Here is a 16,181-nt window from a genome sequence, read left to right on the forward strand (position 1 = left end):
TCCTCAGATAAATCCGCCTAGTTTGGGGAGTAATACCAATAACATCATGAATACAATCAGACCAGCGACAAGGCCATAAAGAATACCTATGTCACGACCGACCTTTCGGCCATAGCGCTGAGCAAGTTCTGCATCAGCAAATTCCAGTTTCTTCTCGATAGCATTGAGTTTTGCCTCAATCTCAAGGAACTGGGGGTTTGCTGTGGCAGAGACTGCACCGCCGGCACCGCCTTCATCATCGCTGACTTCGATTACCATCGGGTCTGCGTCGAATGCACCGGGATCTTTCCCAACGCACTCATTGATTTTTGCGGTGATTGCGCCCATGTCTTCGCTTTCCATGATGTCGATGACTTCGACCTGCTGCTGGAAGCGCTCGATTGCGGCTGCGTCAAGGTTCTCAATGAATGCAATAGCACCCTTGGAACCGACAATTTTGCCGCCCTCGACACCATTTTCGTGCAGAGCTTTCAGTGACTGGCCGGATAAGTGACCCTTCACTTCTGTTCCACAGAAAATGATGAAACGGATGTTCGGATTTGAGATGGTGTTTGCAATCAGCTTCTCAAGCCCAAGGTTCTCTGTCTTACAGGAACCACAGATAGCAGCGCCTGCATCACAGATACCCTTCTCGTCAAGGTGGGAACCGAACGAACAGACTGCTACACAGCTTTCTGCACTTCCGGATATGTAATCACCCTGGATAGTTGGCCAGCCTGAGGCCGGGGATTTCTTATCTGCCATATCAGATACCTCCCATCAGCATTACCGGCACCATCACAAGGACGATGGAAATGATCAGACCGAGAGCAAATCCCATGATACCGCTGGCACTAATTGCAGAGTCAAGCTTGTTTGTACGTGCAAGAATCTGCCCTTTGTACGTGATATCTGACATCATGCCATCAATCGCTGCAGTACGAATTGTTGTGGGTTGTTTTTCATCTGTCATTTAAATCATCCCATCAGAAGGAAGCCCAAAAGGACAAACGATATGACCAGTCCGATCATTATTCCTTCGACTTTACCGGAATACACACCCGCTGCGTAGCGGTTGCGGTATCCCATGTCTGTGACCATCATCTGGACAGTCTTCATCCGGGCGTGGATCAGGGCAAGTTCAGCAGACATCTCAGCTTCGACGCCCTCTGTACTCTCAGCACCGCCTTCATCATCGCTGACTTCGATTACCATCGGGTCTGCGTCGAATGCACCAGGATCTTTCCCAACACACTCGTTGATTTTTGCGGTGATCGCGCCCATGTCTTCGCTTTCCATGATGTCGATGACTTCGACCTGCTGCTGGAAGCGCTCGATTGCGGCTGCGTCAAGATTCTCAATGAATGCAATAGCACCCTTGGAACCGACAATTTTGCCGCCCTCGACACCATTTTCGTGCAGAGCTTTCAGTGACTGGCCGGATAAGTGACCCTTCACTTCTGTTCCACAGAAAATGATGAAACGGATGTTCGGATTTGAGATGGTGTTTGCAATCAGCTTCTCAAGCCCAAGGTTCTCTGTCTTACAGGAACCACAGATTGCAGCGCCTGCGTCACAGATACCCTTTTCGTCAAGGTGGGAACCGAACGAACAGACTGCAACACAGCTTTCTGCACTTCCGGATATGTAATCGCCCTGGATAGTTGGCCAGCCTGAGGCCGGTGATTTCTTATTTGCCATATCATATCACCTCATAAGAATCCAAACGCGATTATCCCCGCGATGAAAAATCCGACCGCAAGACCATACCACATTGCTGTAACACCGCCTGCATAAAGCAGGGCCTGACCTCTCCCAGGGAACGATTTAAGGAATTCTCCTTCTCCGGAGAGCATGTTAACAATGTCATCAGCAACTTTGTCGAGTGTCTCGACACGCTCAAGAACCGGACCGAAGGATGCACCTGCGGTGGTCACAAGACCGACCATAGGGTCAGCAACAAGACCATACTCAGGCAGTACCTGGATATATCCCATTACTGTTCACCTCCGACTTCACGGATAGGTTGCGAGTCAAGCCATGCAAATGCATCACGCTTCGAGAGCTTGATCAACTCACTGTAGGACCATCCCCAAAGGATGATTGCAATGACAAATGAGATGACGACTGCGGAAAGTGAAAGGAATGCAAGTGACATGATTGCAATAACGATCATGCTCAAAGAACCACATTCAATTGCGCACATCTGTGTGCGGTCCCATGATTCATTGGGGCCAAGACATGCATTGAAGGGGTGCTGGATTGCAATTGCGCCGAGCATGAAGATTGTTGCGAGCACACATCCGCCGATAACAGATGATGCGTAGCTTGCAATTTCAACGCCAAAGACTGATGTTGCACCGGTGATGAGATCTCCGAATGAGAAGGTACCTGCAACCATTGCAGTGAACCCAAGCATTGTCAGTGAACCGACAACGGTGAGCTCTGCAATCATGCGGGTCATAACCGGGATGTTCATGTTGAGAACCTTGTCTGAAATGAATCCGAGGATTGCTCCGAGGATTGCTGCAATGACGACACAGCCGACAGGGACAAGAAGTGGGCTGATTCCTGCGAGTTTTGTTGCAAAAAGCATCGCAACAACACCGGAACCGAGCGCAATCATACCTGCGGATGGTACACCAGTACCAAGACCGTAGCTGCAGAGGTTCTTGATTGAGTCAGTACCCCACCAGAGTGCAATGATAGCCGCAATCCCGCCAAAGAAGGCGAAGACTTCCACTGACATCAGGGTGTTGAGGTAGACCAGATAGATACAGACCAGTGCGCCAACGAGCCCAATGCCAAGCATGACATTGTGGTCCATTCCGCCTTCTGATGCTTCAATTTTAACTGACATTCTCTAACACCTCAGATTACCACCAGAAGAATTGCAACAAGACCGCATGCTGCACATGCTGCAGACGATCCGATTACTGCGCGGGGCCATCTTTTGAACTTCGGGTCGTGGGGACCTTCGATTGTACCGGTAATGTTGTACGCGGTAAGTACTGCTGCTACAAGGAACATACCGACTGCAAAGATACCTGCAAGGGATACTGCAAGTGTAGACATGCCTTCAGGGGTCATGCCGAGGACACTGGGAAGTGCCTCTTCGTAGACGGAGAGAAGTTCAAGGTAGATGAGCGTACCGCCTGCACCGGCTAAGATACCTCCAATCACACCGCCAACGTAGGAGATGAACGGAAGTCCGTGACCCTCTGTTCCCTGGGATCTGTACCCAGCGTAAGTGTCACCGGTGATTGGGTCTTTTTCGACCTTTCCGGATGCAGCGGGGATACCCATTGCATAGACGTAGACAACGTTCACCATCAGACAGGTAATTGCCATCAGGAGACCGCCGCCCATTGCGCCTGCACCGAGTGCAACCCAGATACCCATCTCAGCTGCCCATGCGCCTCCGAAGAGACCTGCAAGGCCACCACCGGCAGCGAGCATTGCCACACCGGTAGCGATACCGGGTGCCTGGCCCATTGCTGCTGGTGCACCACCAACCGGGACAAAGTGCACACCAAAGGAGATGAGCACGCCGCCGATGATGACGCCGATAAGGGGAATGAGTGTTGCCGGGGCAAGAGCAAAGGCAATACCAAGTGATACCAGAACGATAACTAGTGCGATCACTGATGCAGTCGGGTTGATACCCTCTCCACCAGCTGAACCGCCACCTAATGCACTCATGCTGTTGCCTCCTCTTCTGTTGCTGCTTCTGTAGTGTATGGACCGTAAGTCTTGCGTGCCCATGTCTCAACCATGCGGTCGATGACCATGAAGACGATGATAATTACGGCACCGGCGATCACTGCTCCCCAGCCTGCTGCGAATGGCTCGAAGAGAATGGTACGCCATAATTCGAAGAACACGATAAGACCGAAACAGATACCGGATGCGGGACCTGCTCCCTTGGATGTGAACCATCCATTGTCAAGTGAACTTCTCTGTCCTGCCTCTGCATACCGGACAATGTCACCGGATGCGGAGATAGGTAAGCCTGCTCCGAAGGGGTAGTTCTGATACTGGCGTTCTTTTCCATAGAACGGGTTACCAGTTGCAGACCCTGCTGCTCCCAGTGCGATTCCCCATACGAGACCCATCAATGGTAATGGGAACGGGTGTCCCAGAGCCTCGATGATAAGGAAACACATAGTAACAGTGGTAAATACCGCCACGAATGCGTGGGCCATAGTCACAGTTGTAACCGATTTTAAAATATCGATATAAACCGGCTGTTCAAATTTTGCGAGACTTGCCGTACGACCGAGATATGCAGTCGTGGCGTACACGCCCTGCACAAAGACTGCGACCGCAGAACCAATTATGAGAGCAAGAATCGCATTGTACTGAATCGCCATCAACGCCCAGGCAATTCCAGCAGCTAATGCCACCCATAGACCATACGCAGGGGGTTCACCGGATATAGCTTTATTGTAAATCCTGTGAATATACCCCATCTGCGGAGCCAGCTGAACCTGCGAGTTCGGGTCACCTTGTGATCCGATATCAGATTCAGTGTCCTCCGCAGCGCCAGCCACGGTGGCAAGAGCGCCGGCTAAAGCGCTGATACCGATGCCAAATAGTATTTCTTCCATTCAGGCATCCTCCTGTGTGCCATAGCACCAGAGTAACACGTTACACAAACCCTTTTTGGTTCAATTAAACCTTGATAGGGATTTTATTAAAGGTTTCGAAAAAAAGAGAATCAGTATTTTACGATAGAAACCGAATGCAGGCTACGTTGTCAAACAAGCATTACATGATTTACGTTAAGTAAAAAAAAATTGGGTTGATCTTACCGTGCTGGTATGATCAGTGAGCGCTCGCCTGCTGGCTTGAACTCGCGGATTGCACCCTTTGCGAATTCGCGGCGGGGTTCGGCGAAGTCGAATTTGAGTGACGGGTCTGCGAAACAGATCTTGATCAGTGGGTCGAAGCAGAATGCGTCGCCGCGTCCGTAGTGCGCACCACCGACGATAGCTGCGTATTCTCCCTGGTGACCGACATTCATTGCGTAGTTTGGATAGTTTGGTCCACGGAGTTCGCCCATCAGACCGCGGTCAGGCTCCATTGAAAGGGAGTTTGCTGAACCACACTGGTCCTGAAGATCGTATCCGAAGAAACCAAGACGTGACCATCCTTCCTTGTGCATAAGCATGGAAAGATACCATCCGTTCAGACCGGCATTGGAGTTTCCGGTACCAATCGAACAGGTAAGACCACATGCTGCTGCCATAACACCAGCACGCTGTGAACCACCAAAGTGGTCTTCCATCATGGTTGGGTAACCTTCGTACTGCTCCATTGCATTGAGGTTAACCTCAGTTGCAAGGTCGTTGACGACATCCTGGGTTGGAGCAACGGTTGTTGCGGGGTCCGGGTTGGAGTAGTCGAAGCCATACTTGTCCTTCAGGTAGTCCATACCGTAGTAGGTGTACTCATCGAGGATGTTATCGGTGTATGCTGCGGTTGCATACTGTGTGAAACCGACACCACCGGACATGTAGGAACCAAGCCAGATCTGGTCGAAGAGCATGGTACCTGCGCCGACAACCTCAAGGGATGCACGTGCAGGGTCGTTCGGGTATTTCCGGTTTGCCTGAATAATATCGGAGAAGACACCGAATTTAATTCCACCAGGCTCGTTTGGACCACGGGCACGGCGTGCCGGAAGGATGGATGCCATCTGTGAGACACCAGCGTGCTTTGCAGCGAATGAAAGGTCAGCGACTGCTGCTTCACCGGCGCACATTCTGTATGCTGCGATGAAGGACATTCCAATCTGCATAGCAGACCATCTGGAGGTTGTTCCACCATCACAGGTACGTGATACAATGGTCGGGATGTGGATTGCCTGATACATTGACTTGCCAACCTGTGCCTTCAGGGCTTCTGCCTGTTCAGCAGGGAAAAGCTTGTCGATGTTAATAAGGAACTGTGGCTCAATGTCGTCTGCCATTGCGTCGTCGCCAGTGAAGACCTTACAGTAACAGTCATCGACAAGGCCCGGGTGGGTCTCGACCATGTGTTCCTGAACCACTGCTGCTCCAGGCATTGCGTGGTTGAGGATGTGGAGGTATTCATTGATTGTCTCAGGAGTTACTTCCTTTCCGAGACGCTTCTGGAGTGTTGCGTGAGCAAGATCCATACCGACAACGACAGTACGGCGGATGTCATCCCAGAACTGCTGCATGGCAGCGTTGTTGACGAAGTGAAGGTCGTCACCCTCTACAAAGACACCTGTGGTGGAGACCTCGTAGGTCATGAGCTGTCTCTGACCCATTGGCAGTCCGCCAAGGTGGCAGTGCTCTGGGTCATACATGGAGATACCGCGCTCCATCTCGATACCCCGTGCAGCCTTCATAAATTCGCGCTTACGCGGGGACTGCTTGAGGCCGCCAAAGTTATAGAACGTGGTCTTTACGGACTCAGGATCCTGGCCCTCGAACTTCTCTTTGAGTGCGTCAAGGAAAAGCTTCTGTGATCTCTCTATTTTTGCCATTAAAATCACTCCTCAACCGGCATGAAGCCGTATTTTGTTCTCAGCGAGTGGATGCGGACGATGTATTCAATGTACTCCTCGTCATCACGATATGATGAACCAACGAGTGAGTGGAAGATGGTCGTGTGTGCTTTTACCCATGTGTCGTCAAGGGGCTTGCCCAGTGAGACTGCACGGTCAAGTGGCTCTCCGATCTGGTCTTTCACGTAGGTAACGACACCTTCGTCACCAACGACACACCTCTGGAGCATGTCGAACATCAGGCCATCTTCTGCAAGACGGAGTGAGTGTCCGTGCACCGTTGCTCCACGGATGCTTGTGAGAGCGGGCTCAAACATTTCTGTCTCGATGAGCCACTTGGCGTATCCCTCAAGATCACGCTCACGGCACTCGACGATCTGACGACCGGAGAGTGTACCTGGGTCAATACCACGGAAGCGGTAGCATTCCGTGTAAGTACGCTGGTACGGCTGTGATGGACCGTTGTACATCGAGTCAACGAACTGGATGTAGCGGACCCGGTCTCCTGCCTTTGCACCAGGGGTTGCCTCAACAATCTTACGGATTGGGCAATCTGGTTCCTGCTGCTCTGCGAGTGGTGGATGTGCAGTTGGATATGCAGATCCCGGTGCACGGTGACCGAGAATCAACACAACATCTTCATCAGTTACATCACGAACTTTCTCAAGTTCGATGTCAGGGTTCATCTGGCGACGCCTGTTCTCAGCGACGACGGAGGTACCCGGACCATACTGTGGTTTGTATGCCATATTTATTTCACCTCAAATAGGATTTTTCATTACTTTCAATACTGCCTGAACGACTTCAGCGAGTTTATCCCGTGGTGGTGTCTGACCCCTGGTCACACCGCTGACAATGGCTGCCACCTCACCCTTTGTACGGATGTTCTCCGGCGGCGGCCTGACATATGCGGTTTTGACACCAACTTTTGCGAGATCTTCGTAGTCAATTGGTGCCTGTGAGACAACAACTGCGCGGACATCTGCCTGTGAGAGAATAAAACGCACCTTTTCAACCACATGGGAACGAACATTCCCATGATGTAAAATGGCCACTTTATGCTGCTCAATCTGCGAAACTTCTTTCCCTGAGAGTCCGAAATACGCTCCCAGGACAGAACCGGCAATCTTCGGAGCATCGGCAGGAACGCCACTTCCGGCGTTGAGCACCAGAGTACTCACCGAGAATTCCACACCCTCTCTCCTCAGGGCGGATGTGATATCACATACCGGTTTAGTCACATGACGTCTCCCGGGTGACATGCCTACGACAATCACATCAGGATGACGGCACTCTGAAATGGTACCTCTCTGGGCAAGGCTTCCGCCTTTGCCCATCCCCGTGGATTCACGGCAGTCAACAACCTGGGTAACTCGACCAATTGGCATAATTATTTATCTTCCCTGAATAATTACCGGCCCTTCTTTATTCCGCGGATCAGTAAGTCCGAGCATTCGGAGATCCGCGTTAGGACCATATTTGGCGTAGTCCGCAACTGTTGGCTGGGTTTTCATGTACTTCTTCCCGGTTTGGAGTTGATACGGGAATTTTGTGAAGAACCGGTCACAAAGTGCACGGATTTTTTCAATTACTTCATCATCCAGCACCTCAAGAATAATGGTCCCCACCTGAACATGAAGTTCAAATTCAGACCCCCCAACAGTAATAAATTTACGGTTGGAATTGGGGTTGGGTTTCCCCCGCGCAGGTCCATATGGAACCGTTCGCGGGAGATTCGGACCATTTATCGTCATACGACGGATTCCAGATATCTCCACTATTCCATTGAGGAGGAGTTCCGCGGAATCCGGTTTGAGCATGCGGAGGGGTGTAATCCGGCACTGGGGATAATCAACGACAGCTTCAGTCATTCAAATCAGTTCTCTGTTCAGACACCGTCTGCAATATTCTGGATTGGTTTGTTAAACACGTCAATCTGGCCGTATGTCTCTCCCATGATAGCAGAAGTGCCCTCAGGAGTGAACATCTGTGTACCTGCGTCAAGTGCACATGCTGCAACGACACATGGAATTGCACAGCCATTTGCGTGGCGTGTTACGACGTGGTTTCCGTTGAAGATACCAGGACCACCGCCACCATAGATGGAGTGGCTGAAGAATGAGAAACCGACAGCAGTTCCCATTACACGACCGAAGTCAGTGGCTGGGAGACCGGTCTCGTGCTCAAGCAGATCGTTGAAGTAAAGCATTGTTGAAGAAACTGCCTGTGCGAAACGTCCTGCACCACAGTTGACCATGGTTCCTGCAAGTGTTCCTGCTGCTGCATATGCATTCCACAGCATTGGGTCTTTGGTGTCATAGAACTGGAAGTAGCCACCTTTCTTACCTGCTGTGATAACCTTGTCTTCAATTGCACGCTCGACAAGGGACTGGACAACAGTACCAATGGTACCGCTCTGGCCATTCTCTTTAACGAGTTCATAGACGAGGTTGTTTGCATTAAGGCCCTGGTATGCGTACTGCAGAAGCATGTGGCGCTCGAATGGGCCGATTGCGCCACCCATCTCAAACTCTCCTGCGGTCTCAAGGGTTGCTGAAAGTGCTGCACCCTGCATTGCATTCCTTCCGGTCATCATAACATAGTGGTTGACACCGATGTTGCGCAGTGCAAAACCGATACCCTCATTGTTCTGTGGAATGTTGAGGACAGAGCTTACGCCTGCACCTGGCATATCCATAGTATGTGGGTATCCACCCCATGCTGCTGCCTTGACAGTGGATGCATTGAATGCATCGACGTTAAACTGGTCAACAATTGCATAGGTGGTTGCTGCTGCTACAGATGAGATAGCTGCATCATAGGTTGCTGCAGCATCGAGGCGTGCCTTCGGGACCTCAACGAGGAGAAGGTTGCCGCCCTTGTACTCGTGAACAACTGTGTCGCCTTCTTCGACGTCAACCATCTCTTTGATCTTTGCGATGATTGCGTCTTTGTTGTCCATGATCGCCAGGTCAAGCTCACGGCCGGGGATAACACCCTTGCCGAGTTTACCAGCTTTGAGGCCTTTTTCAATGCCGCCAAGATTGACTGCGATTGAACTCTTGGTGAGATCAATGATCTTCTTTGATGCCGGGTTGATAAGCGGACTGACCTTTTCGAGGGTCACACCGCTCTTCAGGAGCTTACCGTCATCTGAATAGAGATCGATAGTGTCGGAATATTTTGCCATTTATTTTCCTCCAATTACCTTTTTGTGCAATGCATTTCGTTTTCTGAACAAAGACAGGATAAATCCTGACGGAAATCAATGATGGTAACTACTGCACGTCCCCGCATGGGACAATGAGATATACACAATGTCAGGATATAAGTATTCCTAATCCAAAGAAATATACTTATTTATAGATAATACCACATATCAGAGATACATAAAAATAAACCATAATTTCAGCAATGAGATGCCCTGGGTATTACGAAATGGAGCGATTCGTAACACAATATGCAACAAAGGGTACATATTTTCTCATTAACATGATGCGCTTCCTTTAATCCATTTTTTCAAAAAATAACGCACATTTAGCGAAAACACAAATACTTTCCATAGATCTGATAAAAAGAAGGAGTATTACCCCCCTCATCATGGCAGGAATTTAAAAATTTTCCACAACCGAACCTTCAGGAAGTTTGGCCAGGACAGATTTCACAATCTGATCAAACCCAATCTCATCCAGCTGGTCTGCAAGAAGATGAGTACCCACTGCCTGACGGTAGATACGATACATCGCCTCATCAACTGCCTTCTCTGCTGCTTCCAAAGAATTTACTATCACCAGGCGCTGGCCAATTTTTGGATGACGCCCACGCCTTCCACCGAAGGTGATCTCGTACAACGGTTCTTCTGCAGTTATAACCCCATACGGACAGGTATGCACACAGGCACCACAGCGAATACAACGTTCATCATTAAGGACAATAACACCGTTTATGACGGAAAGAGCATCTTCTTTGCAATACTCAACACATGCCCCACACCCGGTACATCGTTCCGGATTACGGACAGGCTTTAAGTGACCCGTCACTCCGATTTCGCAGAGCCGTTCACTCACACAGGCATTTGGGCATGCAGATATACCAATACGGGTTTTGACCGGCATTTCACGCCCAAAGTATTTCTTGTCCATACGGAGAGCAAGCGATATAGCATCAATATTTGCAAGCCGGCACCGTTCATTCCCCGGACATGCCGTTACATTGACCACATTTTGGAATTCTGCTCCAAAAGGGGTACCATTCTCCATAAGCGCCTCACCAAGTGCCTGCAGATTTTCCTCAGGCACATGGGGTATTTCTACAGTCTGACGCGTGGTGAAGTGAATGCCATCCCCGCCATACTTCTCTGCAGCTTCAGCAATACCCCGCAGTTGTTCCGGCGTAACAATGCCCGCCGGAATACGGAGTCTGACGGTATATGCCTCCACCCCTTCCTCCACGATTACCCCGCTCTGGGAATCAGGATCATATGAGTGCTTCATTACCTGTACCATACTTTCTCCAGCGTATTAATTTTCACGTTCCCAATAGAAGTTCTGCACCGAAAAATTAAATTTGCGTCCATAGCAAAGTGTTATGTTAATTTAATTGACCATAAAGACAAAATACACCAATATTCACCAACTATAAAGCAACACACAATACAATTAAAATAGTTGATATTTTGAATTTATTAATGAAAATATATGTCATTCAGATATGTTTCTACATTATGTCCGTTCTGCTCAACCGGATGCTCGTTCAATCTGGTAGTCCAAAACGGGGCAGTTGTAGCAGGGGGGCCCTATCACCGTTCCCCTGTTAATGACGGAAAGACATGTCCAAAAGGACATTATGCATACGAAATGACCGCAGGCAAAGAACGCATTTTCACACCCCTTATCCGTAAAAACGATTCTCTGACAGAATGCAGCTGGGAAGAAGCACTTGCCTGTATCACCACGAAATGCAAAGAATATGCAGGCACAGAAATTGCACTAATAGCATCAGCGCATGCCACAAATGAGGATATATATTCCCTGAAACGTCTCGCAGAAATCCTAATAACCGATAATTTTTCATCACCTGCCGCTGTAGGCATCGATGCCTCTGCAGGGAGTATTGCTGCCATTGCAGATGCAGACTGCATTGTTGTAATTGGAAACCTTGCACTCACTCACCCTCTTGCCGCACGCAGGGTTGCAAATGCAAAGGACAAGGGAGCAAAAGTTGCTGTCGTTGACACCTACCTGAGTCCGACTACCAAACTGGCCAGCGAATTTATCCAGGCAACCCCCGGTAATGAGCGGGAAGCAATTAGAAAAGCTGCTGATTTTATTGTTGGTGAAAATGCATACGTCCTCTTCGGCATCAGTGCAGGCGATGCAGAGGCATCAATAGCTGCTGCTGCACTGGAGATAGCTGAAGAAAAAGGAGCAAAATTCTTTGCATTCCCCGCACAGAGCAATGGGCGAGGCGCACTCGATATAGGCGCTTCTACCCCCATTGATGCAGTTATCGCCGATGAAAAGATAAAAGCATGTTATATCATGGGAACTGAGATGGGTCCGGTTCCGGCTGAATTTGTTGTGGTTCAGGATGCATTCCTCTCTGTTTCCGCACAGAACGCAGATGTCGTTTTACCAGCAGCAGTATTTGCTGAAACTGAAGGCACAGCAACCAATGCTGAACGCCGCGTCCAACGTATTCACCAGGCACAGGAACCACCCGAAGGCGTAAAACCTCACTGGAAAATTGTGGTGGACATCGCTTCCGCATTGGGAGAACCTCTCGGATACGAAACACCAGAGGATATTTTTGCAGACATCACAGCCAATATCAAAGGGTATGAAGGTCTGACTTATGCATCGCTTGAAAAAGACGGGCACCTCATTTCACCCCGAAAAGCTGCGGTTACCGTCGGACCAGAACCAGTTAAAGTGAAGACAAATAAGAAATTTCCTCTTGTACTCTCAATGGTCCCAACCATATGGCATGGATTTGGTACGGCAGGCACATTATCAAAGAATTGTCCAACACTGGTGCAGGAAGTTCCTGATATCTGGGTTGGCATCAGCGCAGAGGATGCACAAAAATACAACGTAACGAACGGCAGGAATGCTGTCGTCATCTCTGACACGGGCGAACTAACCGTGACCGTAAAAGTAATGGATGGTATTGCTCCGGGGACCACTATTATTCCTGCAATGAGAATGGGAAATATCTGTGCCTGTGAAGTCACCGGCAGACGGAAAAATTGTGCAGTCCGTATTGAGGAGGTGGATTGAATTTGTCAACAAAGGGAGATTTTGTATATGCATGGGCGTCTGATGCTGGAATGGCAGAGAGAGGAGAATGTGGGGGGGCCGTATCATCTCTTCTGAAATATGCATTAAAGAGTAGAATGGTTGATGCTGTTCTTGCCGTTAAGAAGGGTGTTGATCTTTATGATGCCGTTCCCACACTCATCACAGACCCGGCAGACATTGATGAAACAGCCGGATCCCTCCATTGTGGTACCCTACTGCTTCCCAAACTCATAACAAAATATTGCAACGGAGCAAAAGATACAAAAATTGCTGTGACCCTAAAGGGTTGCGATGCAAAGGCAATGTATGAACTCGCCAAGAGAAACCAGATTAATCTCGACAACATCTACATGATCGACCTCAACTGCGGTGGTTCAGTAAGCCCGGCACAGGCACGAAAGATGATTGCAGAAAAATTTGAGACAGACCCTGACACAGTCATCAGGGAAGAGATCGACAAGGGTCAGTTCATCATCCTCACCGAAGACCACGAACACAAGGGCATCAAAATCGATGAACTTGAAGCAGAAGGATACGGCCGCCGCCCAAACTGTCAGCGCTGTAAGACAAAAATATCACGCCAATGTGACCTTGCATGCGGAAACTGGGGAGTCATAGGAGAAAAAGCAGGGAAAGCCACCTTTGTTGAGATTTGCAGCATGAAAGGTGCAGCCCTGCTCGATGCTGCTGTGAAGGAGGGTGCCCTTGATACCTGTGAACCTGTCCCCCAAGGTCTCATCATCCGCGGGAAGGTTGAAAATGCCATGCTCAAACTTGGTGAAAAGTGCCGTGCAGAACAATTTGGAAACCTTGGCGATGGTGACGACCGCCTGAAGTATATCATTGAGAAGACGTCCCGCTGTATTAAGTGCTACCAATGCATTGAAAACTGCCCAATCTGTTACTGTGTGGAATGCTCCACCAAAAAACCGCACCTGGTACCACCTGGCGAGGTTAATCCACCCATGATGTTCCACCTCATCCGGTTCAGCCATATCTCTGATTCCTGCATCAACTGCGGGCAGTGTGAAGAGCTCTGTGCCATGGACATCCCAAATTCGCTCTTCATGCATGCACTTCAGGTTGAAATGGAAAAAATGTTCGGATTTGTTCCAGGTATCAATATGGATTTGCCAACTCTTGCACTCGTCGAAGAACCGACAGAACGAAATCGTCTGTCAGATACAAAAGATGATCAAATATTCAATATATTTGCATAATTTCCCTTTTTTCACCATTCCTTTTCACCATAACAGAATAGGCATACAAGGAGGCACCACCTGCATTAGCACCTCCTGTATCCTGTTCTCTTTCATACATCCTTTTTTTGCTGAAAAATGCAGTCAATATAAAATAACAGAATTTTCTGAAAAATAATCCCACTATTTTGATCAGATACTACGACACTCACTCTAAATCAACATACCAACTTCAAAAAAACTTAATCAGGTTTAGAAAGTTCTTGCATCTTCCGGGTATATGAACGCATAATATCGGTTGAGGTAACAAAACCAAGAAGTATGTCAGGATTTCCCCTGTCAACGACCGGAAGATGGTGAAGATTTTTCTCCATCATTATTGATAGGGCCGTTTCCAGATTAGAATCAGGATAAATCGTATATACAGATGTATTCATTACGTTTTTTATTGTTGGCAACTCATGATTTTCAGGTTTTACATTCCTGTGAGTGACGATACCTACAAGTTTTCCGTTTTCAACAACAGGAAACCCGGTGTGCTGGGTCTGATCCATTATAGTGATCATCTTTGCCCATGAATCCTCAGGTGAAAGACAAATAAGATCATCCCTTTTTTTCATGGCACTCCCTGCGGTTATATCCTCCAGAATCTCAATCTGGTATTCTCCACGGTGTGCCGGAGACTGCGCCTTTGTTCTCACCTGTTCTCTAAAAATGGTTTTCTCCCCTGTCAGAACATTAGATACCGCAACAGCACCCATTGCAGGCACCAGAAGGGAAAAATCGCTGGTCATTTCGACAACCATTATCATCACCGCAATTGGTGCATTTGCAATCCCTCCAAACAGAGCTATCATACCCACAATAACAAATGCAGGAACGGAAGCAAGAGGTACTATCTGTGGTATCAGACCATGCAGCACCATACCAAATGCTCCGCCGGCAGCACCACCAACAGCAAGTCCCGGAGCGAAGACACCTCCACTACCCCCGGAACCGATAGTAAGTGATGTTGTAAGAATCTTGGTGAAAGGCAGCAGAAGAAGAACACTCAAAGGGAGCATGTTGTACATGGCAAGCTGCAAAAATCCATATCCGGTACCAAGACTTCCAAGTGCCGTAATCATCATTTCCGGTGAAATATAGGAGAGGGTTATCACCAGTACACCAATAAGGAACGCACCCGTTACTGGTTTGAAATATTTGGGTATATGATGTGCCTCAAAAAATTGACCAAATGCTGATTTTGTTCCATAAAATACGTTAATGTATAATAATCCCATTAACGCACAAATTACCCCCAGCATCAGGAAAAGGGGGATCTGTGTGATATCCCAATGAATAACAGCTTTCCCGAAAACAGGATCATATCCTTCAAAAAATCCGAATATGGAATATCCAATTATTGATGCGATAAATGAGGGCATGATGGCTTCTGCCTCAAAGTCACGTGTATAGAGAAGTTCTGCAGCAAGTATGGCACCACCAAGAGGCGCTTTGAATATCGTCCCTATTCCTGCCCCAATTCCGGTCGCAAGTGCAATTCTCCGTTCACGGGGTGAAAGTTTCAGTGCATCTGCTGCAATCGAACCGAAACCTGCTGAAATCTGTGCAGTCGGGCCTTCCCTTCCCGCACTTCCTCCGGTTGATATCGTAAGAATGGAGGCAACTGCCTTTATTATCGGGACTCTCCAACGGATCTTGCCTTCACCGTGAAATGCCTTTATTGCAGCATCCGTTCCATGCCCTTCAGCTTCTGGTGCAAATTTATAAACGAGAAGACCGGACAGAAAAGCCCCGCTGCATATCACCGGGAGAATCAGCCATATTGATGCCGGAGGTGTCCACCCGGCGATGGTTTCTAACGACTGACCTTCTAATGGCAAATGATAGCCGACAATATTTTCCATCACAAAATGCGTTCCAAATTTAAGGCCCCAGAAAAAAAGGAGTGCGCCAATCCCCGAAATGACGCCAACGACAATCCCTATCAGCATTATTTTTCGAAAAGAAGAGGAATTATCAACCATTGGCATCAGTTAGAGAATCATTTAGTCCTTAACAGTAATTAGATTCTGTCATTCTGTTTAGAACGGGGATTATAATCAGGACACGTATGCTATCTAAGAAAGAAACATGATGAAAAAGTCCAACTAAAACTGTCCT

At 48.5% G+C, this 16,181-nt stretch carries 16 protein-coding genes; 2 read left to right on the plus strand and 14 right to left on the minus strand.

Annotated elements, in window-relative coordinates; all coding sequences use genetic code 11:
- Nucleotides 1-3 precede the first annotated feature (3 nt).
- The 13 genes from mtrA (L0665_RS04635) to L0665_RS04695 all read right to left on the minus strand — a co-directional run bounded on the left by mtrA (L0665_RS04635) (nt 4) and on the right by L0665_RS04695 (nt 11,022).
- The gene (gene mtrA, locus L0665_RS04635) at nt 4-744 is read right to left on the minus strand and encodes a tetrahydromethanopterin S-methyltransferase subunit A (protein ID WP_274924532.1); all 741 of its coding nucleotides are present in this window, start codon (nt 742-744) and stop codon (nt 4-6) included.
- A 1-nt stretch (nt 745) separates the two neighbouring features.
- Complete coding sequence (locus L0665_RS04640) at nt 746-952, minus strand: tetrahydromethanopterin S-methyltransferase subunit F (RefSeq protein ID WP_274924533.1); 207 nt, start codon at nt 950-952, stop codon at nt 746-748.
- A gap of 5 nt (nt 953-957) precedes the next feature.
- On the minus strand, nt 958-1,680 hold the full coding sequence (mtrA, locus tag L0665_RS04645) for a tetrahydromethanopterin S-methyltransferase subunit A (RefSeq protein WP_274924534.1): 723 nt from the start codon (nt 1,678-1,680) through the stop codon (nt 958-960).
- A gap of 11 nt (nt 1,681-1,691) precedes the next feature.
- Nucleotides 1,692-1,976: a tetrahydromethanopterin S-methyltransferase subunit MtrB gene (gene mtrB / locus L0665_RS04650; protein WP_274924535.1), complete on the minus strand. Its 285-nt coding sequence runs from the start codon at nt 1,974-1,976 to the stop codon at nt 1,692-1,694.
- Nucleotides 1,976-2,839, minus strand: a complete 864-nt coding sequence (gene mtrC / locus L0665_RS04655) for a tetrahydromethanopterin S-methyltransferase subunit MtrC (protein WP_274924536.1) — start codon at nt 2,837-2,839, stop codon at nt 1,976-1,978. The genes mtrB and mtrC overlap by 1 nt, the downstream gene beginning before the upstream one ends.
- A gap of 11 nt (nt 2,840-2,850) precedes the next feature.
- A complete protein-coding gene (gene mtrD, locus L0665_RS04660) occupies nt 2,851-3,681 on the minus strand; it encodes a tetrahydromethanopterin S-methyltransferase subunit D (protein WP_274924537.1) in 831 nt (276 codons plus the stop codon).
- Entirely contained in the window at nt 3,678-4,589 is a 912-nt protein-coding gene (mtrE, locus tag L0665_RS04665; protein WP_274924538.1) for a tetrahydromethanopterin S-methyltransferase subunit E, read from the minus strand. The genes mtrD and mtrE overlap by 4 nt, the downstream gene beginning before the upstream one ends.
- Before the next feature lie 200 nt (nt 4,590-4,789).
- Nucleotides 4,790-6,496 (minus strand): coenzyme-B sulfoethylthiotransferase subunit alpha, encoded by a 1,707-nt coding sequence (mcrA, locus tag L0665_RS04670; RefSeq protein ID WP_274924539.1) that lies wholly within the window; start codon nt 6,494-6,496, stop codon nt 4,790-4,792.
- A gap of 5 nt (nt 6,497-6,501) precedes the next feature.
- Nucleotides 6,502-7,266: a coenzyme-B sulfoethylthiotransferase subunit gamma gene (mcrG, locus tag L0665_RS04675; RefSeq protein WP_274924540.1), complete on the minus strand. Its 765-nt coding sequence runs from the start codon at nt 7,264-7,266 to the stop codon at nt 6,502-6,504.
- Nucleotides 7,267-7,278: 12 nt separating this feature from the next.
- On the minus strand, nt 7,279-7,905 hold the full coding sequence (mcrC, locus tag L0665_RS04680; RefSeq protein WP_274924541.1) for a methyl-coenzyme M reductase I operon protein C: 627 nt from the start codon (nt 7,903-7,905) through the stop codon (nt 7,279-7,281).
- Nucleotides 7,906-7,911: 6 nt separating this feature from the next.
- Nucleotides 7,912-8,388, minus strand: coding sequence for a methyl-coenzyme M reductase operon protein D (gene mcrD / locus L0665_RS04685; RefSeq protein WP_274924542.1), 477 nt, complete (start codon nt 8,386-8,388; stop codon nt 7,912-7,914).
- A gap of 17 nt (nt 8,389-8,405) precedes the next feature.
- The gene (mcrB, locus tag L0665_RS04690; RefSeq protein WP_274924543.1) at nt 8,406-9,707 is read right to left on the minus strand and encodes a coenzyme-B sulfoethylthiotransferase subunit beta; all 1,302 of its coding nucleotides are present in this window, start codon (nt 9,705-9,707) and stop codon (nt 8,406-8,408) included.
- 421 nt (nt 9,708-10,128) lie between these two features.
- Complete coding sequence (locus L0665_RS04695) at nt 10,129-11,022, minus strand: 4Fe-4S binding protein (protein ID WP_274924544.1); 894 nt, start codon at nt 11,020-11,022, stop codon at nt 10,129-10,131.
- Nucleotides 11,023-11,214: 192 nt separating this feature from the next.
- Here L0665_RS04695 and L0665_RS04700 point away from each other — a divergent pair, with 192 nt between their 5' ends.
- A complete protein-coding gene (locus L0665_RS04700; RefSeq protein WP_274924545.1) occupies nt 11,215-12,795 on the plus strand; it encodes a molybdopterin oxidoreductase family protein in 1,581 nt (526 codons plus the stop codon).
- Between the two features lie 2 nt (nt 12,796-12,797).
- The gene (locus L0665_RS04705; RefSeq protein WP_274924546.1) at nt 12,798-14,036 is read left to right on the plus strand and encodes a Coenzyme F420 hydrogenase/dehydrogenase, beta subunit C-terminal domain; all 1,239 of its coding nucleotides are present in this window, start codon (nt 12,798-12,800) and stop codon (nt 14,034-14,036) included.
- A 221-nt stretch (nt 14,037-14,257) separates the two neighbouring features.
- On the opposite strand, the gene L0665_RS04710 is transcribed toward L0665_RS04705, so the two are convergent.
- Nucleotides 14,258-16,051, minus strand: a complete 1,794-nt coding sequence (locus tag L0665_RS04710; protein ID WP_274924547.1) for a chloride channel protein — start codon at nt 16,049-16,051, stop codon at nt 14,258-14,260.
- Nucleotides 16,052-16,181 lie beyond the last annotated feature (130 nt).

The sequence above is a fragment of the Methanogenium marinum genome, assembly GCF_028912405.1.
Classification (GTDB): Archaea; Halobacteriota; Methanomicrobia; order Methanomicrobiales; family Methanomicrobiaceae; genus Methanogenium; species Methanogenium marinum.

Bases quoted from the DNA above. Each gene is read 5' to 3' on its own strand.
- L0665_RS04710 (WP_274924547.1), bottom strand. From the start codon at position 16,051: ATGCCAATGGTTGATAATTCCTCTTCTTTTCGAAAAATAATGCTGATA.
- mcrD (WP_274924542.1), bottom strand. From the start codon at position 8,388: ATGACTGAAGCTGTCGTTGATTATCCCCAGTGCCGGATTACACCCCTC.
- mtrD (WP_274924537.1), bottom strand. From the start codon at position 3,681: ATGAGTGCATTAGGTGGCGGTTCAGCTGGTGGAGAGGGTATCAACCCG.
- L0665_RS04640 (WP_274924533.1), bottom strand. From the start codon at position 952: ATGACAGATGAAAAACAACCCACAACAATTCGTACTGCAGCGATTGAT.
- L0665_RS04700 (WP_274924545.1), top strand. From the start codon at position 11,215: ATGTCATTCAGATATGTTTCTACATTATGTCCGTTCTGCTCAACCGGA.
- mtrA (WP_274924532.1), bottom strand. From the start codon at position 744: ATGGCAGATAAGAAATCCCCGGCCTCAGGCTGGCCAACTATCCAGGGT.
- mcrA (WP_274924539.1), bottom strand. From the start codon at position 6,496: ATGGCAAAAATAGAGAGATCACAGAAGCTTTTCCTTGACGCACTCAAA.
- mtrA (WP_274924534.1), bottom strand. From the start codon at position 1,680: ATGGCAAATAAGAAATCACCGGCCTCAGGCTGGCCAACTATCCAGGGC.
- mtrE (WP_274924538.1), bottom strand. From the start codon at position 4,589: ATGGAAGAAATACTATTTGGCATCGGTATCAGCGCTTTAGCCGGCGCT.
- mcrG (WP_274924540.1), bottom strand. From the start codon at position 7,266: ATGGCATACAAACCACAGTATGGTCCGGGTACCTCCGTCGTCGCTGAG.
- mcrC (WP_274924541.1), bottom strand. From the start codon at position 7,905: ATGCCAATTGGTCGAGTTACCCAGGTTGTTGACTGCCGTGAATCCACG.
- mcrB (WP_274924543.1), bottom strand. From the start codon at position 9,707: ATGGCAAAATATTCCGACACTATCGATCTCTATTCAGATGACGGTAAG.
- mtrC (WP_274924536.1), bottom strand. From the start codon at position 2,839: ATGTCAGTTAAAATTGAAGCATCAGAAGGCGGAATGGACCACAATGTC.
- L0665_RS04695 (WP_274924544.1), bottom strand. From the start codon at position 11,022: ATGGTACAGGTAATGAAGCACTCATATGATCCTGATTCCCAGAGCGGG.
- mtrB (WP_274924535.1), bottom strand. From the start codon at position 1,976: ATGGGATATATCCAGGTACTGCCTGAGTATGGTCTTGTTGCTGACCCT.